This is a genomic window from Enterobacter soli ATCC BAA-2102 (assembly GCF_001654845.1).
GTDB lineage: Bacteria > Pseudomonadota > Gammaproteobacteria > Enterobacterales > Enterobacteriaceae > Enterobacter > Enterobacter soli.
Genome location: NZ_LXES01000045.1, coordinates 26997 through 45823, shown reverse-complemented (window position 1 = coordinate 45823; position 18827 = coordinate 26997). Strand labels below are relative to the sequence as shown.

Here is an 18827-nt window from a genome sequence, read left to right as displayed (position 1 = left end):
ACCTTCAGCGGGGATAATGAATCAGTGAATGAAAGTGCACCGTCAGAGCGCTGCTGTTACGGTACGCATGGGGTTTATCGCCAGCAAAACGTACGCCAGAATCAGCCTGAAACGTGCGCCACTCACCGTCGATATGCATATCAAGCTCGCCGCTTATCACCACCACATGTTCAATGACACCCGCTTCGTGCGGCGTGGATTCACTCATCGCGCCGGGTGCAAGGGTTATTGAGAAATGATCGTATTTCAACACCTCGTCCCAGGGGAATAACGGTTTAACCACCATCGCCTGCTGCTGCGGATCAAACACCGCTTCCGGGTTGGCCTGCGGCGTGATGAAGGCGGAAAAAGGAACGTTAAGTCCGGTCGCTATTTTCCAGAGCGTCGAAACCGTGGGGCTGGATTCGTTGCGCTCGATTTGTCCAAGCATCGCTTTCGACACGCCCGTCTCTTCTGCAAGCTTTGACAGGCTCCACCCGCGTGTCTGGCGCAGGGTTTTCAGTGTGGATGCAAGATGTTGAGTAATGTCCATAAATCCTCCCGTTGGCGCAAAGTGTAACACTTGTACGCTATAGCGCACAGTGTTACATTGCTTCGGACGCTATAACGCACAATGGAGTTTTTATGCGCAGTTCAACACCTCTCTTCCCCGCCATTCTGGCCGGTTTTGTTGCCGTGCTGGTAGGCTATGCCAGCTCAGCGGCAATTATCTGGCAGGCCGCTGCTGCCGCGGGGGCGAACGCCCAGCAGATTGCTGGCTGGATGACGGCACTCGGCCTTGGAATGGGTGTCACTACCCTTGCGCTCTCCTGGTGGTATAAAGCGCCAGTGCTCACCGCCTGGTCCACGCCGGGTGCCGCCCTGCTGGCCACTAGCCTGCATGGCGTAACCCTGGCAGAAACGATCGGTATTTTTATTTTTGCCAACGCACTCATCCTGCTGTGCGGGCTGACCGGGCTGTTTGCCCGGCTGATGAAGCTTATTCCGCACTCCCTGGCGGCGGCTATGCTGGCCGGGGTACTGCTGCGCTTCGGCCTTCAGGCCTTCAGCCATCTCGACGGTCATTTTCTGCTGTGCGGCAGTATGCTGGCGGCGTGGTTAATTGCCAAAGCGTTTGCGCCGCGCTACGCCATTGTGGCCACCCTGTTGGTTGGCGGGGTCGTTGCCTGGGCTGGTGGTGACGTTGCCACGGATAAAATCACCCTTTCGGTGGTTATGCCGCAATTTATCGCCCCCACATTTACCTTTACCAGTCTGGTCAGCATCGGTTTGCCGTTTTTCCTGGTGACCATGGCCTCGCAGAATGCCCCCGGCTTTGCCACCATGAAAGCCTCCGGTTATCCGCTGGCGGTGTCGCCGCTCATCATCATCACCGGCGGGATTGCCTTGTTGTTTTCACCGTTCGGGGTCTATTCCATCTGTATCGCGGCAATCACCGCCGCCATTTGCCAGAGTCCTGATGCACACCCGGATGCCGGTAAACGCTGGATTGCCGCCGCTGCTGCGGGCATTTTCTATCTTCTGGCGGGCGTGTTTGGCGGCTCCATTACCGGGCTGATGGCCGCCCTACCGCTGAGCTGGATCCAGACACTGGCCGGGCTGGCACTGCTGGGCACCATCAGTGGAAGTTTGTATCAGGCACTGAATAACGAAGCGGAGCGTGACGCGGCGATTGTCACTTTCCTGATGACCGCCAGCGGGGTAACGATTCTGGGAATGGGTTCTGCGTTCTGGGGGCTGGTTGCTGGCGGGATTTGCTACAGCGTGTTTCTACGCGCTCGCCGCACGTAACTGAGAGGGCGTCATGCCCATTACGCTGCGAAAGCGGTTGCTGAAGTGGCTGGCAGAGTTAAAGCCGCAGGCCAGCGCAATATCGGTCAGCGGCTGGTTGCTCTGCGTGACCAGTACTCTGGCTTTTTCCATCCGACGCAGCATCACGTACTGATGCGGCGCTTGCTGCATTGACTGGCGGAACATGCGGGCAAAGTGGTACTCACTGAGCGCGGCCTGAGCGGCCAGTTCAGCCAGTGTGAGCGGTTGCGCGAGGTTTTCTTCAATAAATGCCAGAACGTTTCGCAGTACAAATGGCGACAATCCCCCCGTAACCATCGGCAGTTTCCACTGTACGTTGGCGTAGTTTTGCAGCAGATGCGTCAGCAACATCGTCGATGCCGTGCTCAGGGTGAGCTGATTGGCTTTTTGCTGCCAGTCGCAGCCGAGCAAAAACTGGCGATACAGCGCGGTAATTTTCGGATCGCTGCCAAAGATTTTTTCATCAAGCGTCAGGGATAACGGGCGCTTATCCCAGATTTTCTCGCCGATATCACGCAAATGTTCATCGGTACAGTAGAGATGAACAAACGACAGGTCATCGCGGATATCCCAGGTGGATTCACTCTCTTTAGGCATCAGGCAGAAACGATCCGGGCCACCGCCATTCTTCCAGCCACCCGGCGTTTTTTGATAACTCTCATAGCCGTCAGCAACGTACAGGCTAAGGGTATGGTGATCGCTCTTAACGGTGATGGTGTCGTGCTTGTTGTACCACGCAGCCAGTTGAATACCGGAGTTGAGCGCAACGGTTTCCCGGAGCACCGCGTTCTGTTGGCGTAGCGTTTCAAAGGTTTCGTAAGCGTGGGACATAACCATTAACACGTCATTAATCAGAGTATCAGTCTAAGAATTGTTGCCCCCTGTTGCCAGTGCCCTGACGATAAAAAAGCGCAAGAATTTGCAAGTCCACCGCAAGCGGGTGAAAGCGTGTCAGGCTGACAACCGCCACACTGAGGTTTTCCGCGGTTTGAGAAGAGAGAAAACATGAACGCACTGTTGTACGGGCTGGTGGTGGTTATCTGGGGAACCACCTGGATTGCGATTTTTCTGCAACAAGGGCCTGTCGCGGCCCCCGTGTCCATTTTTTGGCGCTTTGCCGTTGCCTGCGCCATCATGATGATTGTCCTGGTCGCCCTTCGTCGTCTGCGCAAACTGTCATTGCGTGACCATTTATTCTGCATCATTCAGGGCTGCTGCGTGTTCTGCTTCAACTTCTGGTGCTTTTACACCGCGGCGGCGCACATCAACACCGGGCTTGAGTCTGTCATTTTCAGCATGGCCGTGCTGTATAACGCCATCAACAGTTTTATCTTCTTCGGCCAGCGTCCACCGGCACGCTTCTGGACTGCAGCAGCTCTGGGGTTAATCGGTATTATCACCCTCTTCTGGGACGACCTGCTGGCAAGTGGCTGGAGCGCCTCACTGCTGACGGGGATTGGCCTTTCCGCGCTGGGGACTTATGGGTTCTCACTGGGGAATATGATCAGTATACGTCACCAGCGAAACGGGCTGGAAACCATGACCACCAACGCCTGGGCGATGCTCTACGGGACGCTGGTGATGGGCTGTATAGCCCTTATCCGGGGAGACAGCTTTGTACCTGAGTGGACGGTAAGCTATATCGGCGCACTGCTTTATCTGGCGCTGTTTGGTTCGGTGATTGCGTTTGGTGCTTATTTTACGCTGGTGGGACGGATCGGCGCGGGAAAAGCGGCTTACAGCACGCTCCTGTTTCCGCTGGTCGCGTTGTCTATCTCAACCGTTTACGAAGGCTACGTGTGGCATATGAACGGGATTGTTGGGCTGTTGCTGATTCTGGGTGGGAACATGGTGATGTTTACCAAACCAGAAACCTGGTTCAGGCGTCTGCGTACGGCATAAAAAAACGGCCTGCATCATGCAGGCCGTCATCAGTACTATTTCATTGGTTTTTTCACATCAAACATGGTGGCATCGGTTGCCATGTCATCCACAACCTGTTTCAGCGTTGCGAAGCCCATTGGCGTATTTTCGTTTGCCAGCTCTTTACCTTCACCTTTACGAACGACTTTCATGACCGGTTTTCCGGTTTTCGCATCGATCAACTCACCTTCGAAGTACAGGTGGGTGTCCATAGTACGGTGTCCAGACGCCATCTGCGTACCTGCAACCACCAGCGCCACTGGCACCACTTCATAGAACTGCAAGCCTTCCTGTTTAGAGGTGACACCCGTAATGGCACCACGGAAAATCAGGCTACGTGGCCCTGGCGTAGCGACGATCGGTTTACGTTGACCAATCGCGGTTTTCATTTTGTTGTTGGTGTAGCTCAGCAGTTCATCCAGTGTTTTTTGACCAATTTGGGTCGTAGGTTTTGGCACCGGATAATAGGTAATTGGGTTCCAGACAATACTGTCATAGTTGGCTTCATTGTAAGACGGGTCAACCCAACGCAGGGTTGGTTTACCTGTCGCAGAGGTCGTCTGCTGCAAGCCAGAATAATCTTTTAAAAAGCCGGAGTATTGCTCAGGAGCGGCGACTTTTGAAGAACAGCCCGCCACCGCCAACAGACCAGTTAGCACTGCAACTTTAAAAAAAGTGTGAGTACGCATGATGGTATTCCATGTTATCTGCAAGTATGCATTTGAAGTTATAGCAAAAGTCAGGGGGAGTTGTTGTGGCAAAAAATGATGCAGAGAGCACAAATTGCGAAAAGACTGCCCGGACGCAATCCGGGCAGTGAAAATTACTCCTTAATATCCACTTGCCAGAACAGATGTTTGCCAAATGGATCGATTTCGTAGCCTGTGACTTCTTTGCGTACCGGCTCAAAAATGGTTGAGTGGGCAATCATGACGGCGGGCATTTGATCGTGCATCATCTGCTGCGCCTCTTTGTATAACGCCACGCGTTTATCGTGATCGGTTATCGATTTAGCTTCGGCAATAATTTTATCAAATGGCTTATAACACCATTTCGCCGAATTTGACCCGCCGTTGGCAGAAGTACAGGTAAACAGCGGGCCAAAGAAGTTATCCGGGTCGCCCGTTGCCGTTGTCCAGCCCATCAGCGCCGCCTGGTGTTCACCGCCCTTCACTCGTTTGAGGTATTCACCCCACTCGTAGGTGACAATTTTGGTTTGCACGCCAATCTTCGCCCAGTCGGCCTGAATCATCTCGGCCATGCGCTTAGCGTTCGGGTTATACGGCCGCTGAACCGGCATCGCCCACAAATCAATGCTGATACCGTTGGCAAATCCGGCCTCTTTGAGCAGGGCTTTGGCTTTTTCAGGAGAGTAGTCGTAATCCTTCAGCTCGCTGTCGGCACTCCAGACACCCGGCGGCAACAGATTCTTCGCCGCGGTTCCGGTACCGTGGAACACGGCATCGATAATTGCCGGTTTGTTGATGGCAATCGCCAGCGCCTGACGAACCTTCACGTTATCCAGCGGCGGCTTTTGAGTATTAAACGCCAGGAATCCGGTGTTAAGCCCCGCCTTGCTCATCAGGTTGATATCTTTGTTGGCCTTCATGCGCGGCAGATCGGCCGGGTTCGGGAACGGCATTACCTGGCACTCATTTTTCTCGATTTTGGCAAAACGCACCGAGGCATCCGGGGTAATGGTAAAGACCAGACGATCGAGTTTCGATTTACCCTGCCAGTAATCCGGGAAGGCGGTAAACAGAATGCGGGAATCCTTCTGATACTGCGCCAGTCGGAACGGGCCGGTGCCAATCGGCTCCATATCGACCTTCTCTGGCGTCCCGGCTTTGAGCATCGCATCGGCATATTCAGCCGACAGGATCGAGGCAAAATACCAGGCCAGGTCGGCCACAAACGGGGCTTCCGGGTGCGCCAGGGTAAAGCGCACCGTATGGTCATCCACCCTGTCGATGGCGGTGATCAGGCTGCCAAACTCCAGACTTTCGAAGTTGGAATAGCTGCCATTAGAGACATTATGATAAGGGTGATTGACGTCTTTCTGGCGCATGAACGAGAAAATGACGTCATCAGCGTTAAAGTCGCGCGTTGGCGTAAAGGATTTATTGCTCTGGAATTTGACCCCTTTGCGCAGATGGAAGGTATAGACCTTGCCGTCTTCACTCACATCCCAGCTTTCTGCCAGGCTCGGCACCAGCTCGGTAGTGCCGGGTTTAAAGTCTACCAGGCGGTTATAGACCGGTACGGCGCTGGCATCCACACTGGTGCCAGACGTATACAACTGAGGATTGAAGTTCTCCGGCGATCCTTCGGAGCAATACACCAGCGTTTTTGCACTAACGGCGGAACTGGCCGTCAGGGCTGCAAGCGCCAGCGTTAACATGGTGAGTTTGCTTTTCATCTTTTTTCCTGTCTTTTTAATTCGACGGCTAATTAATTCTTTTGCCATTTCATAAATAACATTAAAGTGACATTGCAAACACCTGATAATACAAAATAAGAAGGAATCACTATGGCTTCAGAGCTCTCCAGACAATTAACCCATCGTTTTTTCCGCTATCTCGCCATCACCAGCCAAAGCGATCCTAAAGTCAAAACACTGCCTTCCACACGGGGGCAGCATGACATGGCGCGTGAACTGGCAAAAGAGCTGGCACAGATGGGTTTAGAGGATATCGTCATCGATGAGTTCGCGACCGTAACCGCCGTTAAAAAAGGCAATGTGGCAGGCGCACCGCGTATTGGTTTTATTACGCATATCGACACGGTCGACGTGGGTTTATCACCGAATATTCATCCACAAATATTAACGTTTACCGGAGAAGACCTCTGTCTGAATAAAGAGAAAGACGTCTGGCTACGCGTCAAAGAGCACCCGGAAATTCTGTCTTATCCTAATGAAGAGATTATTTTCAGCGATGGAACCAGCGTATTAGGCGCAGATAATAAATCTGCCGTAACCGTGGTGATGACAGTGCTGGAAAATCTGAAAGCGGAACATCAGCACGGCGATATTGTGGTGGCGTTTGTACCGGATGAAGAGATTGGCCTGAATGGCGCAAAAGCGCTGGATCTTAAGCGTTTCGACGTTGACTTTGCCTGGACCATCGACTGCTGTGAAATCGGGGAAATTGTTTACGAGAACTTCAACGCCGCGGCGGCAGAAATCCGCTTTACCGGTGTCACCGCACACCCGATGTCTGCCAAAGGTGTACTGGTAAATCCGTTACTGATGGCAACCGACTTCATCAGCCATTTTGACCGTCAGCAAACGCCCGAGTGCACCGAAGGCCGTGAAGGTTATATCTGGTTTAATGGTATTCAGGCCGGGCAAAACGAAGCCATTCTGAAGGCAAACATTCGCGATTTTGATAAAGACAACTTCGCCGCGCGTAAGCAGCAGATTGCCGATGTGGTGGCAGTGATTGCCGCACAGCACCCTACCGCAAAAGTGGAATACCGCATTGAGGACACCTACAGCAATATCAGCAATGCGATTGGCGAAGACCGCCGCGCCATTGACCTGATGTTTGCCGCGATGGAGTCACTCGGGATCACACCAAAACCAACACCAATGCGCGGTGGCACAGACGGCGCGGCGCTCTCTGCAAAAGGGCTGCTCACCCCGAACTTCTTCACCGGCGCTCATAACTTCCACTCAAAGTTTGAGTTTTTACCGTTGTCGTCGTTCGAGGCGTCTTACAAAACAGCCCTGCAAATTTGTCTGCTGGCCGCTCGTTAAGCCGGTTTACGCGCCAGCATAGTGGCAAAACGCAGCTTGATGCGATTACCGTTGGCGTCGGTGCGGTGCAGTTCACCCACCTCTTCGTTGTATTTGAGCAACTCCCAGCCTTCATAGTAGTTGCTCAGTTCACCGCTTTTGAACGCGAACGGGAAACCAACGGTGCACGGATAATCGGCGGTATCCATCGCCGCAACGATCAGGTTATAGCCGCCCGGTTTAGTACAGCGCTGCATATTGGCGATAAGACCAGGGATGGTTTTCGCTTCCAGGAACATCAGCACCACGGTTGAGAGAATAAAATCGTACTCGCCGTCAAAACTCAGGCTGTTGAGGTCTTTGATCTCCGCCTGCAAATTGACAATCCCTTCCGCCGCTTTGATGCGTTCGATATTGTCGATGCTCATTGGATTTTTATCCCACGCCGTCACATCGTAGCCGTTGGCTGCAAGATAAAGGCTGTTACGCCCATTTCCGCAGCCCAGATCCAGGGTTTTACCCGGCTTGACGATATCTGCGCTATACAGCACCTCTGAGTGCGTGCGGGTCAGACCATATTTATCGGTGAAGTAGTTCTCATCAACAGTCATTGTTTTTCCTCAGGAAGCATAAGCAGTGCCTTATCAGTGCGCACCAGAAGTTTGCCCTGCATCAGCAAGATAAACGTACGAACCAACAGCATCGCAATGATGATGTTAGTGAAAATAAACAGCGGGACAGCAATCGCGTGGAAGAAGCCCGACGGGCTGCTCTGCCCCAGGTGTAATCCGGTGGTCGCCAGCGCCGAAACGCCGAACGAGAAGCTCCAGAAAGAGGCATTAAACGGCTGCGACAAATACCACGGCATCAGGCGCAGCATAAACAGCAGCTGCAACAGCCCGTAACCAAACAGCATTTTGGCAAAGGTATCGGTCTCCCCACCGTTCACGCTAAACCAGGCGCTACAGGCCACCAGCGCCGGGGCTAGCTGAATACCGAGAGAAGTTCGCAGCGCGGAAGGTAACTCTCCGGCGCTGCGCAGTCGTTGCAGGATAACCGGCTCCAGGCTGAGCCACGAAAAGACCCCAGCCCCCAGGAACACTAAACCGGCATCGGTAAACCCAAGCGCGCCACAGGCCATCGCGCTGATAAAATTGTTGGCGACCGTTGGCAGGTAAAGCCCTGGCGTGGTGGCCTCTTCAGGGTGTTTACCCCGCCATAAACCGGCGCTCTGCCAGGCTGAGTAGCTCAACTGCATCACCACGCCGACGCCGAACAGCACCAGCGATATGGGGCGAAACCAGGGAACAAAACCAATTGATACCAGCATGGTGGTTGCCGGAAACAGGCTGACAAAACTGCTCATCACCGGGTGGCGCATCTCCTTCAGCACGCTGTGCGGAAAGCGAATGGCGCGGGTAATAAATGCCAGCGTCAGCAAAAACCAGATACATACCGCCAGCCCGACAAGAATATCGCCCGGCCAGCGCGTCACTGGCCAGAGAGTGCTGGCATAGCGCCAGGCAAACCCCATACCAATCGTCCCCAGCACCATACCGAAGTAACCCGAGGGTAAGTTAAGGACCTGTTGAGTTCTGTTACTTTTACGCATTTATTTTAAATTATAAAATGTATTTTAAATGCCATTTTATGAGGTTTCCGCGGTAAGCGCCAGCATTTCGAAAAGCCTAAACTTTGCTACGTTTAGTTAAGACGCATATCAGGGATATTAGGATGAAAAAGTATCGGCTTGGCGACGAAATCCGCCTCTGGCACTGGCAAAACGGCGAGAGCAAAACCACAACGCCCTTGCGGCAGATAATCGCAACCACTGATTTTAGCGATATCGTCAGCGGGACAAAAGGCGGATGGGTCGAAGATGAGAGCGCACTCGCCCACGAGGGCTACTGCTGGATCTACGACGAAAACAGCGTGGTCTTTGGCCGCGCCAGCGTACTCGGCAATGCGCGGATAACCCAGCCCTGCGTAATAAGCCATAATGCCTGGATTGGCGGTGACTGCTGGGTGGATGGCGCGCAAATCAGTCATGGTGCCCGGATAAGTGACAACGTCACCGTTCAGCACTCTGATATTCGTGGCGAATGTCACATTTTTGGCAATGCCCGCGTCCTTCATCACAGCCAGATCATCGCGGCAAAAGGGTTAACTCCCGACAACGATCAGATTTTACAGATTTACGGTAACGCCACCGTGAGCCAGTCCCGGGTGGTTCATCAGGCGCAAATCTACGGAGACGCCCTGGTGAACTTTGCCTTCATCGAGCATCGCGCCGAAGTGTTCGAAAACGCCATTCTGGAAGGCAATGACCTGAATAACGTCTGGGTGTGCGATTGCGCAAAAGTGTACGGCAATGCTCGCCTGATTGCCGGAAAAGACGACGATGCCATCCCCACGCTGCGCTACAGCTCACAGGTGGCGGAAAACGCCGTCATCGAAGGCAACTGCGTGATAAAACATCATGTGCTTATCGGCGGCCAGGCGTGGTTACGGGGCGGCCCTATCCTGATAGATGACAAAGTGGTGATCCAGGGGCGAGTACGTATCAGCGGAGATGTGCTGATCGAGCATCGAATAGAGATAACCGATGATGCCGTGATCGAAGCCTTTGCCGGGGAAAACATCCACCTGCGCGGCGAAAAGGTGATCAACGGCAATCAGCGTATTACCCGTACACCTCTGCTGGGCGCGCTATAGCGGGAATAATCTGGCGTAGCTGTTTACATCGTCAAAGCGGCCGTTCAGGTATTCCGCCTCTCGCAGGCAGCCTTCAAGCGTAAAACCATTTCGAACCGCGACATTATTGCTGCCGGCATTGTCTACCCGGCACTTAAGCACAAAGCGGCGGACTTCGCCCCGGCTGGTGTAATAGTGCATAAACGCCTGTAACGCCTGAGAAATAATCCCCTGCTTCTGGTGATGCTCATCCAGCCAGTAACCGATGTAACCCGTTTTATTGGCCGGCTCGATGGCATTAAACGACAGCACGCCCACCATAATATCGTCCTGAAAAATAAGGAACATTTTGGCATAGCCGCGCGCGTGCAGCATCTGGTTGCTCTGCACGTTACGGCGGGTGTCGTCTTCAGTCCCCACGTGCTGCGCCCAGTCGAATGCGGTTTGCAGAAAGGCTTGATTTTTGATGACGAGATTGTGCAACTCGGCGGTATAGCGCTCTTCAACGGCACGAAGCTCAATGTGTTGTGATACAGGGATGATTTCAGATGTCATAATGCCTCATGTTAACCCATGTTACTCTTTAAACAAGAATGCCTTCTCACGCTGCTGAGCTTTGTTATCCTGATGGCTTCTTGCTCAAGTGCATATAAACTTGCAGAGCAAACCTTAAAGTAATCATTACCGGTGAACGGCTCAGAGTGAGAGTAACTACGTTCATTATTTACCGAAGAACACCCCACGGAATGCAGGCAAGTTGAACTTGTAGGATCCAGTTTATCGCTTACTTCACTTCTTTTAAGCAGATTTAAAACATAGCCTTCAGGATTGGCATTCAGCCAGTTTTTATATTGCACTTCACTGTTTTCAAGTTCTTCACTGTGAAAACGCAAAACGGATGCACTCTGCTCAGTAATATATTTCATCGCAGCCAGCAGATAGGAGGCTTTAAAAGTTACATCCTGGTAGTCTTTAGCCAACAAACTTTCACTTTCTTCAAACCGCTCAACAAATGCTGCAACTTCTTTGGGATCGATACGGCTGGTATTATCTTTCCCATTTCGAACAAACAGCTTTTGCTCTTCAATATAAAGAGTGAAAGGAACATTCCTTGAGCCAGTGAACAGCTCAACGGGTTGGGAAAAATACTCCAACATTAAATGGTAAAAATCTTTATAAGCCATGGTTATGTCTCCCTCACCATTTACTATTCGTGAAATGCGTGGCTATTTTGTTGCTCATCATAAACGACTTCAGGCTCATCTTCAGGGAAACAACGGAACGAATCCTGCCATTCGCCTTTCACCAATCCACCCGATTCAAGGTCAAAGGGCACACACCATAGCGATAAATCTTCGTCGAAACGGAACACCGGCAATGGCGTAGCAAAGTACTGATGACGCGGATAAATCAGCATCATAGTGCCTTTCCCATGAAGATACTTTTGCCCATAGGCGAACATCTGATACAGATCCGGCTGGCTGATTTCATACTTCCTCAGACCATCATCAGCTCTGCTATCTAATAGTTTCCATTTAGCATCCATCACCACCGTCTGCCCGCCAGTGATAAGAAAGTCAGGTTTCAGCATGAACCATCTCTGAGATGACTTTTCGCCAACTGGAACATGTTCTAACAGGCACTGGCTCTTAGTCTGCTCAATAAGCTGGTAATCGTGATGCAACGCCCCCGCCAGACCGTACCCTACCCAGCCCTCATATAACTTCTCCATAGGGAACAACAAAGAAATGCCCTGATGCGAGCCATATTGAAAATCTGGATTCATCTGTTCAAGAATGAGCTGGCACCACGGTTTTATAGCGCGATAGCCAAAGAGATATTTACCGTCACTCCACTGCCTCATTGATTGCGTTGTACTGCCAGAGATCGGCACTATGCCATCCAGTTGGTGGCTAAGTGAATTTGCCTGCCTCCAGCTCTGCCCTTGTCTGGTCATTTTGAGAGTCCAGTCTAAAGCAGTCCGTAGCAGACGGTTTTCAATACGCTGAGGGGAGAACTCAGCATAGCGCACATGGAATTGAGTGCCTCTGCCCGGAGGCATTCTCATTTGCGCAGAGACATCCAATTGACCACGGATGAACGCACTATGTTCATCCTCAATGAGGTGATAATCGAAACGCAGTCCTTTGCGAACTAAATCAGCAAGATGCCGCAGGAACTCACTGATTATCCATTCATGCAGAGGTTGGTCACTGCGTTGTAATACCGCCTGGCTCGCCTCACGGGGTGTAATCCCGAAAGAGGCGCTGAGCATTCGGCGTAAAAGCTGACGCAAAGGGACTATCTCAGCTGGAACGTCAAGAGTGGTTTTTGGCAGAATTTCAATTGACTCGCCAGTCGGGGATTGCAGATAACCGACATAGCTTCCCAAACGCAAAAAACGCCTCCCTTCCCGGCTGAGAATTTGAGAGGTACCACTCCACTGTTGTTGCAATTGCTCAAGCCAGGAAAATGTTGCTTCAGAGACAATCCCCAAATCCATACTGGCTGGTTGAGTGTTATCACTGCTCAGCAGAGCATATTCCCGAACCTGAATCATCATGCGACAATCCCCTGATAAGCTTCTGCCATCGCAAATGCATGTTCGTTGATACGAAAACGCCTGTCAGACAAACTATCTGCAATATCTTTCGGGAATAGCGCAGAAAACGACGGTAATTGTGCTGACTGTTGCAACAAAATAAATCGGTTTTCTTTCGCTTTCACTGAATCATTAAGCACCCAACCGATACGCTCATAATCATCAAAGAAATACTCTCTCAGCAATGGAATGATTTTATCGTGGAAGATGCTGGCAAGACAGGCTTCGCGGTCGGCGTTACTGTCTAATTTCTTTAGTGGCATGAAGTAAGCGTGACCAATCATATGCTCACTATCCAGCAACGCTTCAATACGCTGATTAATGCGCGTCAACAACGTTTCGACATCAACGCCAAACGCAGTGACCCCAGCTAACAGTTCCGGTCGCGCAGGCATTTCGGTAAAGCTAAAGCGTCGTCTTAGTGCCAGGTCCATTTGTATCAGGGATTTATCCGCGGTATTCATTGTCCCAATGACATAAACATTCCCGGGCACCGAAAACAGTTGTTTAGAATACGGCAGGACTAAGGAGCGGGCATCTTCGGCTCCCAATCGTTTATCGGATTCCAGCAGAGTAATCAATTCACCAAAGATACGGGCAATATTCCCCCTGTTTATCTCATCGATAATGAGCACGTGCGGCAACGCTTGATTATCACTTGTTTCAACCGGGGACAATAGCTGAGACAATTTCGCCCTATCAATTGAAGTATCCCTCAACTCATATAACGTCATCTGTGAAAGTGATTTTAAAAAAAGTTGCTCTTTCGGTAAGCTCGGTGAATAGGTTCGCAACCAGTTGACCTTACGCATTTGATGAAAGCCTACGCGTTCATCATTTGGCAGATATTGATAATCCCCGGCGATCTCGGCAATGGCCCTGAACTTATGATTACCATCGGAAACAATAACCAGGTCACCATTACGCATGATGTTTTTAAACATATTGACCGCAGTCAGCATGTATTCACTTCTCTCAACCTGGCCTTCATTCGATTCGTCTAAGCGTAATCGGACATCCGCTGGAGTCGTGCAGCCACTAAAATCAAGATTATCTCCCCAACCCAATAGAATATAATTGTTCGCAAGGCACTCATCGAAAATATAATCTTCACCGTCAAGAGTATTTCCAAGAGACATTTTCCAGATTCGTCTCCCATTCAAAGACAATGACTGGGTTGCACTACCACTTGTTTTAACTTCAGCATTCAGGCACAACTGCTTAAAAATGCCATCCATAACGTCATAGCGAAGCGTACCCGAGCTTTCATCCGTCGTCGCACGAATACCCTCGATAAAGTCTTCATACGAGAAGCTCTGATGGAAAGTGGTAAACATGATGCGCTGCTTTTCTACCAGCATCTGATACCGCTGCTTTACCTTTTCCCGTAAGTCATTGCCATGATGTTCACGCGTAGCCTGTTGATACCACGCATTATCCGCAATTTTGACTGCCATTTCGGTTGTCGTGTAGGTTTTACCTGTTCCTGGCGGTCCGAAGAGAATCTGGTTTAAGGGATACATTAACGATTGATCCTTGTTTTCGTTGTCTCTTTTTAGTGCGGATTGGGGATTCGAAGAGGGCTGAGCTCCCAACAAAACCACCAGGGCCTGTAGCGCTTCGACTGATTCAACATCAGCCGCAAAACCATACTGGGACGTACCATTATCTTTCGGGTAACGGCGGTAGCTGGTGCTTTTAACTTTTTCCCAAAGACAGTGGATACCCTCAATGCGATCAATTTCCGCCTTTAAGGCAAGGGTGTCTGGTGCAAGTACCAATGGGCTCTTGTTAACGACGCCGTCCCGACTGCGTTTGACATACAGATACTTTCCATTCCCGAGCGGATGCTCGGATGCATAGCTTGGCTCGAATTTTCCATTCTCAAGCCGGTAACCCAATTCATTCAACGCATGGTATATCTCGAGCGAATTCAGCATTTCCTACACCACTCCTTGATGAAAAAGCAGTACAAATGCGAACATAGGCGAAATCATGATTTATGACTGTTAATCGCCCGGCAGCGTTACGCTTACCGGGCGCAGTTCAACTCGACTAGCGCATAACCCGGTCGTCAACGTAATTACGTTTATCCGGTGCTGGCGGGAAGTACTGGTAGAGCCAGGTTTCACTGATGGCATCGCCCTGGCAGCGCAGGAACATCCGCATATCCACTGGCTCCGTTGAGTCGGACGTCGGATACCAGTCAAACAGAATGCGATAGCCATCGAACGGCTCAACGTAGAGGATCTCAATCTGCTTAGCTTCACCATTTGAAAGCGTAATCACAGGTTCAATCCCCTTCGGCGCCGCGGCTTTCAGATCGCCACCGACAAAATCAATGGCAAAGCGACGCGCCCAGGTTTTCGGGTAGTTTTCACCCGGTGCCCAGCCTTCAGGGAACCCACCCATGCCGGTGCGGGTCGCGAAAACGTTGGCCAGCGGCGAGCGCACCGGAGGCTGTGCGCTCCAGTACAGGCGATATTTGAAGTCCAGCTCATCGCCCGCTTCCACCGGTTTTTCTGGCTGCCAGAAGCAGACCACGTTATCCAGGGTTTCACCGGTTGTCGGGATCTCCATCAGGCCAACCGCGCCCTTACCCCAGTTGTTACGCGGCTCTACCCACAGGCTTGGGCGTTTGTTATACCAACCCATGATGTCCTGATAGTGCGAGAAATCGCGGTCAAGCTGGAGCAGACCGAACCCTTTCGGGTTTTTATCCATGTAGGCATTGAACTGCAATTTCTGCGGGTTGTTCAGAGGACGGCAGATCCATTCGCCATTGCCCCGCCACATCGCCAGACGGTCGGAGTCATGGATTTGCGGGTGAATGGTATCGCACATGCGACGTTCGTTATTCCCGCAGCTGAACATACTGGTCATCGGGGCGATGCCAAGCTGTTTGATGTCTTTACGCGCATAGAGGTGGTTTTCTACGTCCATGATCACCTGGCTTTTCTCGCAGTGGATCACAAACTTGTAGGCACCGGTAACGCTTGGGCTGTCCAGCAGCGTATAGACGGTAAAGGTGGTATCGCCAGGCTTGACGGTTTCAAACCAGAACGAGGTGAAATCCGGGAACTCTTCCGGCGTATCCGTAAAGGTATCCACCGCCAGACCACGGGCTGAAAGACCATACTGGTAGGTATCGTCTACAGCGCGGAAATAGCTCGCGCCGAGGAACGAAACGATATCGCGGCGTGCCAGCTCTGGCGCTTTAAAGGCGCGGAAGCCCGCAAAGCCGAGATCGCTCTGCCCTTGCAGCTGTTTAGTGTCGACGTCCGTCTCGTTGTAGCTGAACAGCTCCGGACGGAAGTGGATCTCACGCGCCTGAGATGTCGACGGATCGAGCGAGAACATGCGCACACGGCGGCGGAAACCCATCCCCATATGGAAAAACTGCACGTCAAGCTGACGGCCTTCAATATTGTTCCACAGCGACTGCTTTTCATCGTAGCGAATGGCGTTATACGCCTGCGGGGTCATGGTCGCCAGCGTTTCCGGCAGCGGACGCGGTGCGCCACCCCACGGGGTTTTTGCCAGGTCATGTGCCATGGATTGCAGTACGGAGTAGTCAAAACGTCGGCTCTGACCGTCAGCAATGTCAGAGTCAGCAGCGAATGCCGCCTTAGAAAACAGTGAAGCAAGGCCTGATGTGCCGCTCAGGGCGGCCATTGCCAGCGAACCTTTTAAAAAACGTCTGCGATTCATGCCTGGAAAAACGTCCTTATGGTCGTGTGAATGTGTTTCGCGCGCGGCGAAATGACGGCAAGAAAGAACGCACAGCCTAAACAAAAACGGTTAAGAATCCAATTGTTGCCGGGTGATTATATGAGCAAAGTGAGAAATATTTTCTGTCGACCAGAACAGCCTGAAAAAGGCGTAAAGAAAGGTAACGTCACTGGACACACAAGGCGGCAGGTCTGAGGAGCAAATAAGCGTGGCAGGAAGAAAAATGCCCCGGCTGGACATCGACAGTCGGGGCAAAGCGAGGCGGTTATTTTACGCTGACATCGATACCCGGGAAGTACTTATCAGCGAGTTTAGCGATCGTGCCATCAGCACGTACTTTATCAATTGCGGCATTAAGCTGCTTCTGGGTGGCCTCATCCCCCTTACGCAATCCAAAACCGATACCACTGCCCAGGATAGTGTCGTCAGACACCGGTTTGCCGATAAAACCAAACCCTTTCCCCTGGGGCTTGCTCAGGAAACCTGCCTGCCCGGCCGCGGACATGACTAACGAGGCATCGATACGGCCATTCAGCAAATCTCCCCACGCCATGTTCTGATCTTTATAAGACACCACGGTGACACCCTGCTTTTCCCAGTGCTCTTTGGCGTATGTTTCCTGGATAGATCCCTGCAACACCCCGATGGTTTTACCTTTCAGCCCTTCAGGCGTTGCTTCTACCGCCGTGCCCGCTTTCCCCACCAGCTGTGACGGAATGCGGTAAATCGGCTGCGTAAAATCAATGCTCTTGCGGCGTTGTTCGGTGATGTTCATGGCAGAGTTAATGGCATCAAATTTCTTCGCCACCAGGCCCGGGATCAACGCATCAAACGAGGTTTCAACCCAGGTACATTTCAGCGCTGCCGCTTTACAGATGGCATTGCCCAGCTCAACGTCAAAGCCTTCAAGCTCGCCTGAGGCATTGCGGCTTTCAAACGGTGGATACTCTGCTTCCAGCCCGTAACGCAGCTCTGTGGCGGCAAAAGAAGAGAACGAACACAGCAATCCCATGCCGACAACTAACGCGCGTAATTTCATGTAAAACTCCTTAGCGTGGTTTAACCCGACACAGGGCCTGGGCACCTGCCCGTAACGTTGCCTCATCTTTCGCAAAAGAGAGACGGATCAATTTATTATCTGTGCCATCCGCATAAAACGCCGACAGCGGAATGGTTGCAACACCGCACTCGGTAATCAACCGCTTCACCATGTCACTGTCGCTTTCATCGCTAAAATGGCTGTAATCGGCCAGCAGGAAGAATGAACCGGCGCTTGGCAGCAAGCGGAACGGTGATTCTGCAAGCAGCGATTGCAGCAGGTCGCGTTTGCGCTGATAAAACGCGGCCAGCGACAGCCAGGTTTGCGGATCGGTCATGTGTTCTGCAAACGCGTGCTGCATTGGGGTATCGGCAGAAAACATTAAAAATTGATGGACCTTGCAGATCTCTTCCATCAGCACCGCCGGTGCAACACAGTAACCGACGCGCCATCCGGTGACGTGATAGGTTTTTCCGAAGGATGAAATAATGACGCTTCGCTCCGCCAGCTGCGGGTGTGTGGCCATCCCGTGATGCGGCTCGCCATCAAAGACGACGTGTTCGTACACTTCGTCAGACAAAATAATGATATCGGTATTGCGTGTGACCGCCGCCAGCTGTTGCAGGTCGTTCGCAGAGAAGACCTGCCCGCTCGGGTTATGCGGGGTGTTAACGATGATCATCCGCGTTTTCGGGGTGATGGCAGCACGGACTTCATCCCAGTTCACGGCAAAATCAGGTACGGTCAGTTTGATGGCAACAGGGGTTGCTCCCTGCAAACGCACGATAGGCGCGTAGCTATCAAACGACGGCTCAAAGTAGATAACCTCGTCACCCGGATGCACCAGCCCACTTATCGCCGAGTACAGTCCTTCGCTGGCGCTGGCCGTGACCAGCACTTCGCTACCGGGGTCATATTGCGTGCCGTAAAGCGTCGAGATTTTATCGGCAATCCGCTCTTTCAGCGTCTGAAGGCCGGTCATCGCCGCATACTGGTTTTGCCCGGCTTCCATGGCGCGGGTGACACCGGCGACCAGTTTAGGGTCACAGGAAAAATTCGGTGCGCCCTGAGAAAGGTTGATGGCGTTATGTTGTGCGGATAGCTGGCCAATAACGGTAAAAATCGTGGTGCCAACATCAGGCAGTTTGGACCGGGTTTGCACCGGAGTTCTCAAAGTCATCATCTTTCCTTTCTCATAAAGATTGCATAACTATTCAAACAATAAGTCGGTTGTGGCGACAAACGAATTGTTGTCATAATAGCCATGAGAAAAATGCATACCTGAG

The 18827-nt window shown here is 51.8% G+C and carries 17 protein-coding genes; 4 read left to right on the top strand and 13 right to left on the bottom strand.

The annotated features are described in order from the left end of the window. Window positions 1–4: 4 nt before the first annotated feature. Window positions 5–532: a helix-turn-helix domain-containing protein gene (locus M987_RS16570; protein WP_014070256.1), complete on the bottom strand. Its 528-nt coding sequence runs from the start codon at window positions 530–532 to the stop codon at window positions 5–7. A 71-nt stretch (window positions 533–603) separates the two neighbouring features. On the opposite strand from M987_RS16570, the gene M987_RS16565 reads away from it, so the two are divergent. Beyond that, on the top strand, window positions 604–1791 hold the full coding sequence (locus tag M987_RS16565) for a benzoate/H(+) symporter BenE family transporter (RefSeq protein ID WP_254916102.1): 1188 nt from the start codon (window positions 604–606) through the stop codon (window positions 1789–1791). On the opposite strand, the gene M987_RS16560 is transcribed toward M987_RS16565, so the two are convergent. Next, complete coding sequence (locus M987_RS16560; protein WP_014070254.1) at window positions 1771–2643, bottom strand: helix-turn-helix transcriptional regulator; 873 nt, start codon at window positions 2641–2643, stop codon at window positions 1771–1773. The genes M987_RS16565 and M987_RS16560 overlap by 21 nt on opposite strands. 174 nt (window positions 2644–2817) lie before the next feature. Between M987_RS16560 and M987_RS16555 the strand changes: the two genes are divergently transcribed. Further along, window positions 2818–3714, top strand: a complete 897-nt coding sequence (locus M987_RS16555; RefSeq protein ID WP_014070253.1) for a DMT family transporter — start codon at window positions 2818–2820, stop codon at window positions 3712–3714. A 35-nt stretch (window positions 3715–3749) separates the two neighbouring features. Here the strand turns inward: M987_RS16555 and M987_RS16550 are convergent, their stop codons facing one another. Further along, window positions 3750–4424: a DUF3313 domain-containing protein gene (locus M987_RS16550; RefSeq protein ID WP_014070252.1), complete on the bottom strand. Its 675-nt coding sequence runs from the start codon at window positions 4422–4424 to the stop codon at window positions 3750–3752. A 134-nt stretch (window positions 4425–4558) separates the two neighbouring features. Then, window positions 4559–6154: an ABC transporter substrate-binding protein gene (locus tag M987_RS16545; RefSeq protein WP_014070251.1), complete on the bottom strand. Its 1596-nt coding sequence runs from the start codon at window positions 6152–6154 to the stop codon at window positions 4559–4561. Between the two features lie 111 nt (window positions 6155–6265). Here M987_RS16545 and pepT point away from each other — a divergent pair, with 111 nt between their 5' ends. Further along, complete coding sequence (gene pepT / locus M987_RS16540) at window positions 6266–7495, top strand: peptidase T (RefSeq protein ID WP_014070250.1); 1230 nt, start codon at window positions 6266–6268, stop codon at window positions 7493–7495. Here the strand turns inward: pepT and tehB are convergent. After that, window positions 7492–8085 carry a tellurite resistance methyltransferase TehB gene (gene tehB, locus M987_RS16535; RefSeq protein ID WP_014070249.1) on the bottom strand — a complete coding sequence of 198 codons (594 nt, stop codon included), beginning with the start codon at window positions 8083–8085 and terminating at the stop codon, window positions 7492–7494. The two genes, pepT and tehB, sit on opposite strands and share 4 nt — an antisense overlap. Next, the gene (gene tehA, locus M987_RS16530) at window positions 8082–9086 is read right to left on the bottom strand and encodes a dicarboxylate transporter/tellurite-resistance protein TehA (protein WP_014070248.1); all 1005 of its coding nucleotides are present in this window, start codon (window positions 9084–9086) and stop codon (window positions 8082–8084) included. The genes tehB and tehA overlap by 4 nt, the downstream gene beginning before the upstream one ends. Before the next feature lie 122 nt (window positions 9087–9208). Between tehA and ydcK the strand changes: the two genes are divergently transcribed. Then, window positions 9209–10189 (top strand): YdcK family protein, encoded by a 981-nt coding sequence (gene ydcK, locus M987_RS16525; RefSeq protein WP_014070247.1) that lies wholly within the window; start codon window positions 9209–9211, stop codon window positions 10187–10189. On the opposite strand, the gene rimL is transcribed toward ydcK, so the two are convergent. From rimL to M987_RS16490, 7 genes are all read right to left on the bottom strand, one after another. After that, complete coding sequence (rimL, locus tag M987_RS16520) at window positions 10184–10723, bottom strand: 50S ribosomal protein L7/L12-serine acetyltransferase (RefSeq protein WP_014070246.1); 540 nt, start codon at window positions 10721–10723, stop codon at window positions 10184–10186. The genes ydcK and rimL overlap by 6 nt on opposite strands. An 11-nt stretch (window positions 10724–10734) precedes the next feature. Beyond that, complete coding sequence (locus M987_RS16515) at window positions 10735–11352, bottom strand: hypothetical protein (RefSeq protein WP_014070245.1); 618 nt, start codon at window positions 11350–11352, stop codon at window positions 10735–10737. A gap of 23 nt (window positions 11353–11375) precedes the next feature. After that, entirely contained in the window at window positions 11376–12731 is a 1356-nt protein-coding gene (locus M987_RS16510; protein ID WP_014070244.1) for an McrC family protein, read from the bottom strand. Beyond that, window positions 12728–14710 carry an AAA family ATPase gene (locus tag M987_RS16505; RefSeq protein WP_014070243.1) on the bottom strand — a complete coding sequence of 661 codons (1983 nt, stop codon included), beginning with the start codon at window positions 14708–14710 and terminating at the stop codon, window positions 12728–12730. Before M987_RS16505 ends, M987_RS16510 begins: the two co-directional genes overlap by 4 nt. A gap of 115 nt (window positions 14711–14825) precedes the next feature. After that, window positions 14826–16481, bottom strand: a complete 1656-nt coding sequence (locus M987_RS16500) for a glucan biosynthesis protein D (protein WP_041162062.1) — start codon at window positions 16479–16481, stop codon at window positions 14826–14828. A 286-nt stretch (window positions 16482–16767) separates the two neighbouring features. Beyond that, window positions 16768–17541 (bottom strand): ABC transporter substrate-binding protein, encoded by a 774-nt coding sequence (locus M987_RS16495; protein WP_014070241.1) that lies wholly within the window; start codon window positions 17539–17541, stop codon window positions 16768–16770. A gap of 10 nt (window positions 17542–17551) precedes the next feature. Next, window positions 17552–18721 carry a pyridoxal phosphate-dependent aminotransferase gene (locus M987_RS16490; RefSeq protein WP_014070240.1) on the bottom strand — a complete coding sequence of 390 codons (1170 nt, stop codon included), beginning with the start codon at window positions 18719–18721 and terminating at the stop codon, window positions 17552–17554. Window positions 18722–18827: the final 106 nt, after the last annotated feature.

What these genes read in the sequence shown, in the direction of transcription:
- tehA (WP_014070248.1), bottom strand. Translation starts at nt 9,086, where the DNA reads ATGCGTAAAAGTAACAGAACTCAACAGGTCCTTAACTTACCCTCGGGT.
- M987_RS16545 (WP_014070251.1), bottom strand. Translation starts at nt 6,154, where the DNA reads ATGAAAAGCAAACTCACCATGTTAACGCTGGCGCTTGCAGCCCTGACG.
- M987_RS16490 (WP_014070240.1), bottom strand. Translation starts at nt 18,721, where the DNA reads ATGACTTTGAGAACTCCGGTGCAAACCCGGTCCAAACTGCCTGATGTT.
- M987_RS16560 (WP_014070254.1), bottom strand. Translation starts at nt 2,643, where the DNA reads ATGTCCCACGCTTACGAAACCTTTGAAACGCTACGCCAACAGAACGCG.
- M987_RS16495 (WP_014070241.1), bottom strand. Translation starts at nt 17,541, where the DNA reads ATGAAATTACGCGCGTTAGTTGTCGGCATGGGATTGCTGTGTTCGTTC.
- M987_RS16550 (WP_014070252.1), bottom strand. Translation starts at nt 4,424, where the DNA reads ATGCGTACTCACACTTTTTTTAAAGTTGCAGTGCTAACTGGTCTGTTG.
- rimL (WP_014070246.1), bottom strand. Translation starts at nt 10,723, where the DNA reads ATGACATCTGAAATCATCCCTGTATCACAACACATTGAGCTTCGTGCC.
- ydcK (WP_014070247.1), top strand. Translation starts at nt 9,209, where the DNA reads ATGAAAAAGTATCGGCTTGGCGACGAAATCCGCCTCTGGCACTGGCAA.
- M987_RS16500 (WP_041162062.1), bottom strand. Translation starts at nt 16,481, where the DNA reads ATGAATCGCAGACGTTTTTTAAAAGGTTCGCTGGCAATGGCCGCCCTG.
- M987_RS16570 (WP_014070256.1), bottom strand. Translation starts at nt 532, where the DNA reads ATGGACATTACTCAACATCTTGCATCCACACTGAAAACCCTGCGCCAG.
- M987_RS16505 (WP_014070243.1), bottom strand. Translation starts at nt 14,710, where the DNA reads ATGCTGAATTCGCTCGAGATATACCATGCGTTGAATGAATTGGGTTAC.
- M987_RS16510 (WP_014070244.1), bottom strand. Translation starts at nt 12,731, where the DNA reads ATGATGATTCAGGTTCGGGAATATGCTCTGCTGAGCAGTGATAACACT.
- pepT (WP_014070250.1), top strand. Translation starts at nt 6,266, where the DNA reads ATGGCTTCAGAGCTCTCCAGACAATTAACCCATCGTTTTTTCCGCTAT.
- M987_RS16515 (WP_014070245.1), bottom strand. Translation starts at nt 11,352, where the DNA reads ATGGCTTATAAAGATTTTTACCATTTAATGTTGGAGTATTTTTCCCAA.
- tehB (WP_014070249.1), bottom strand. Translation starts at nt 8,085, where the DNA reads ATGACTGTTGATGAGAACTACTTCACCGATAAATATGGTCTGACCCGC.
- M987_RS16555 (WP_014070253.1), top strand. Translation starts at nt 2,818, where the DNA reads ATGAACGCACTGTTGTACGGGCTGGTGGTGGTTATCTGGGGAACCACC.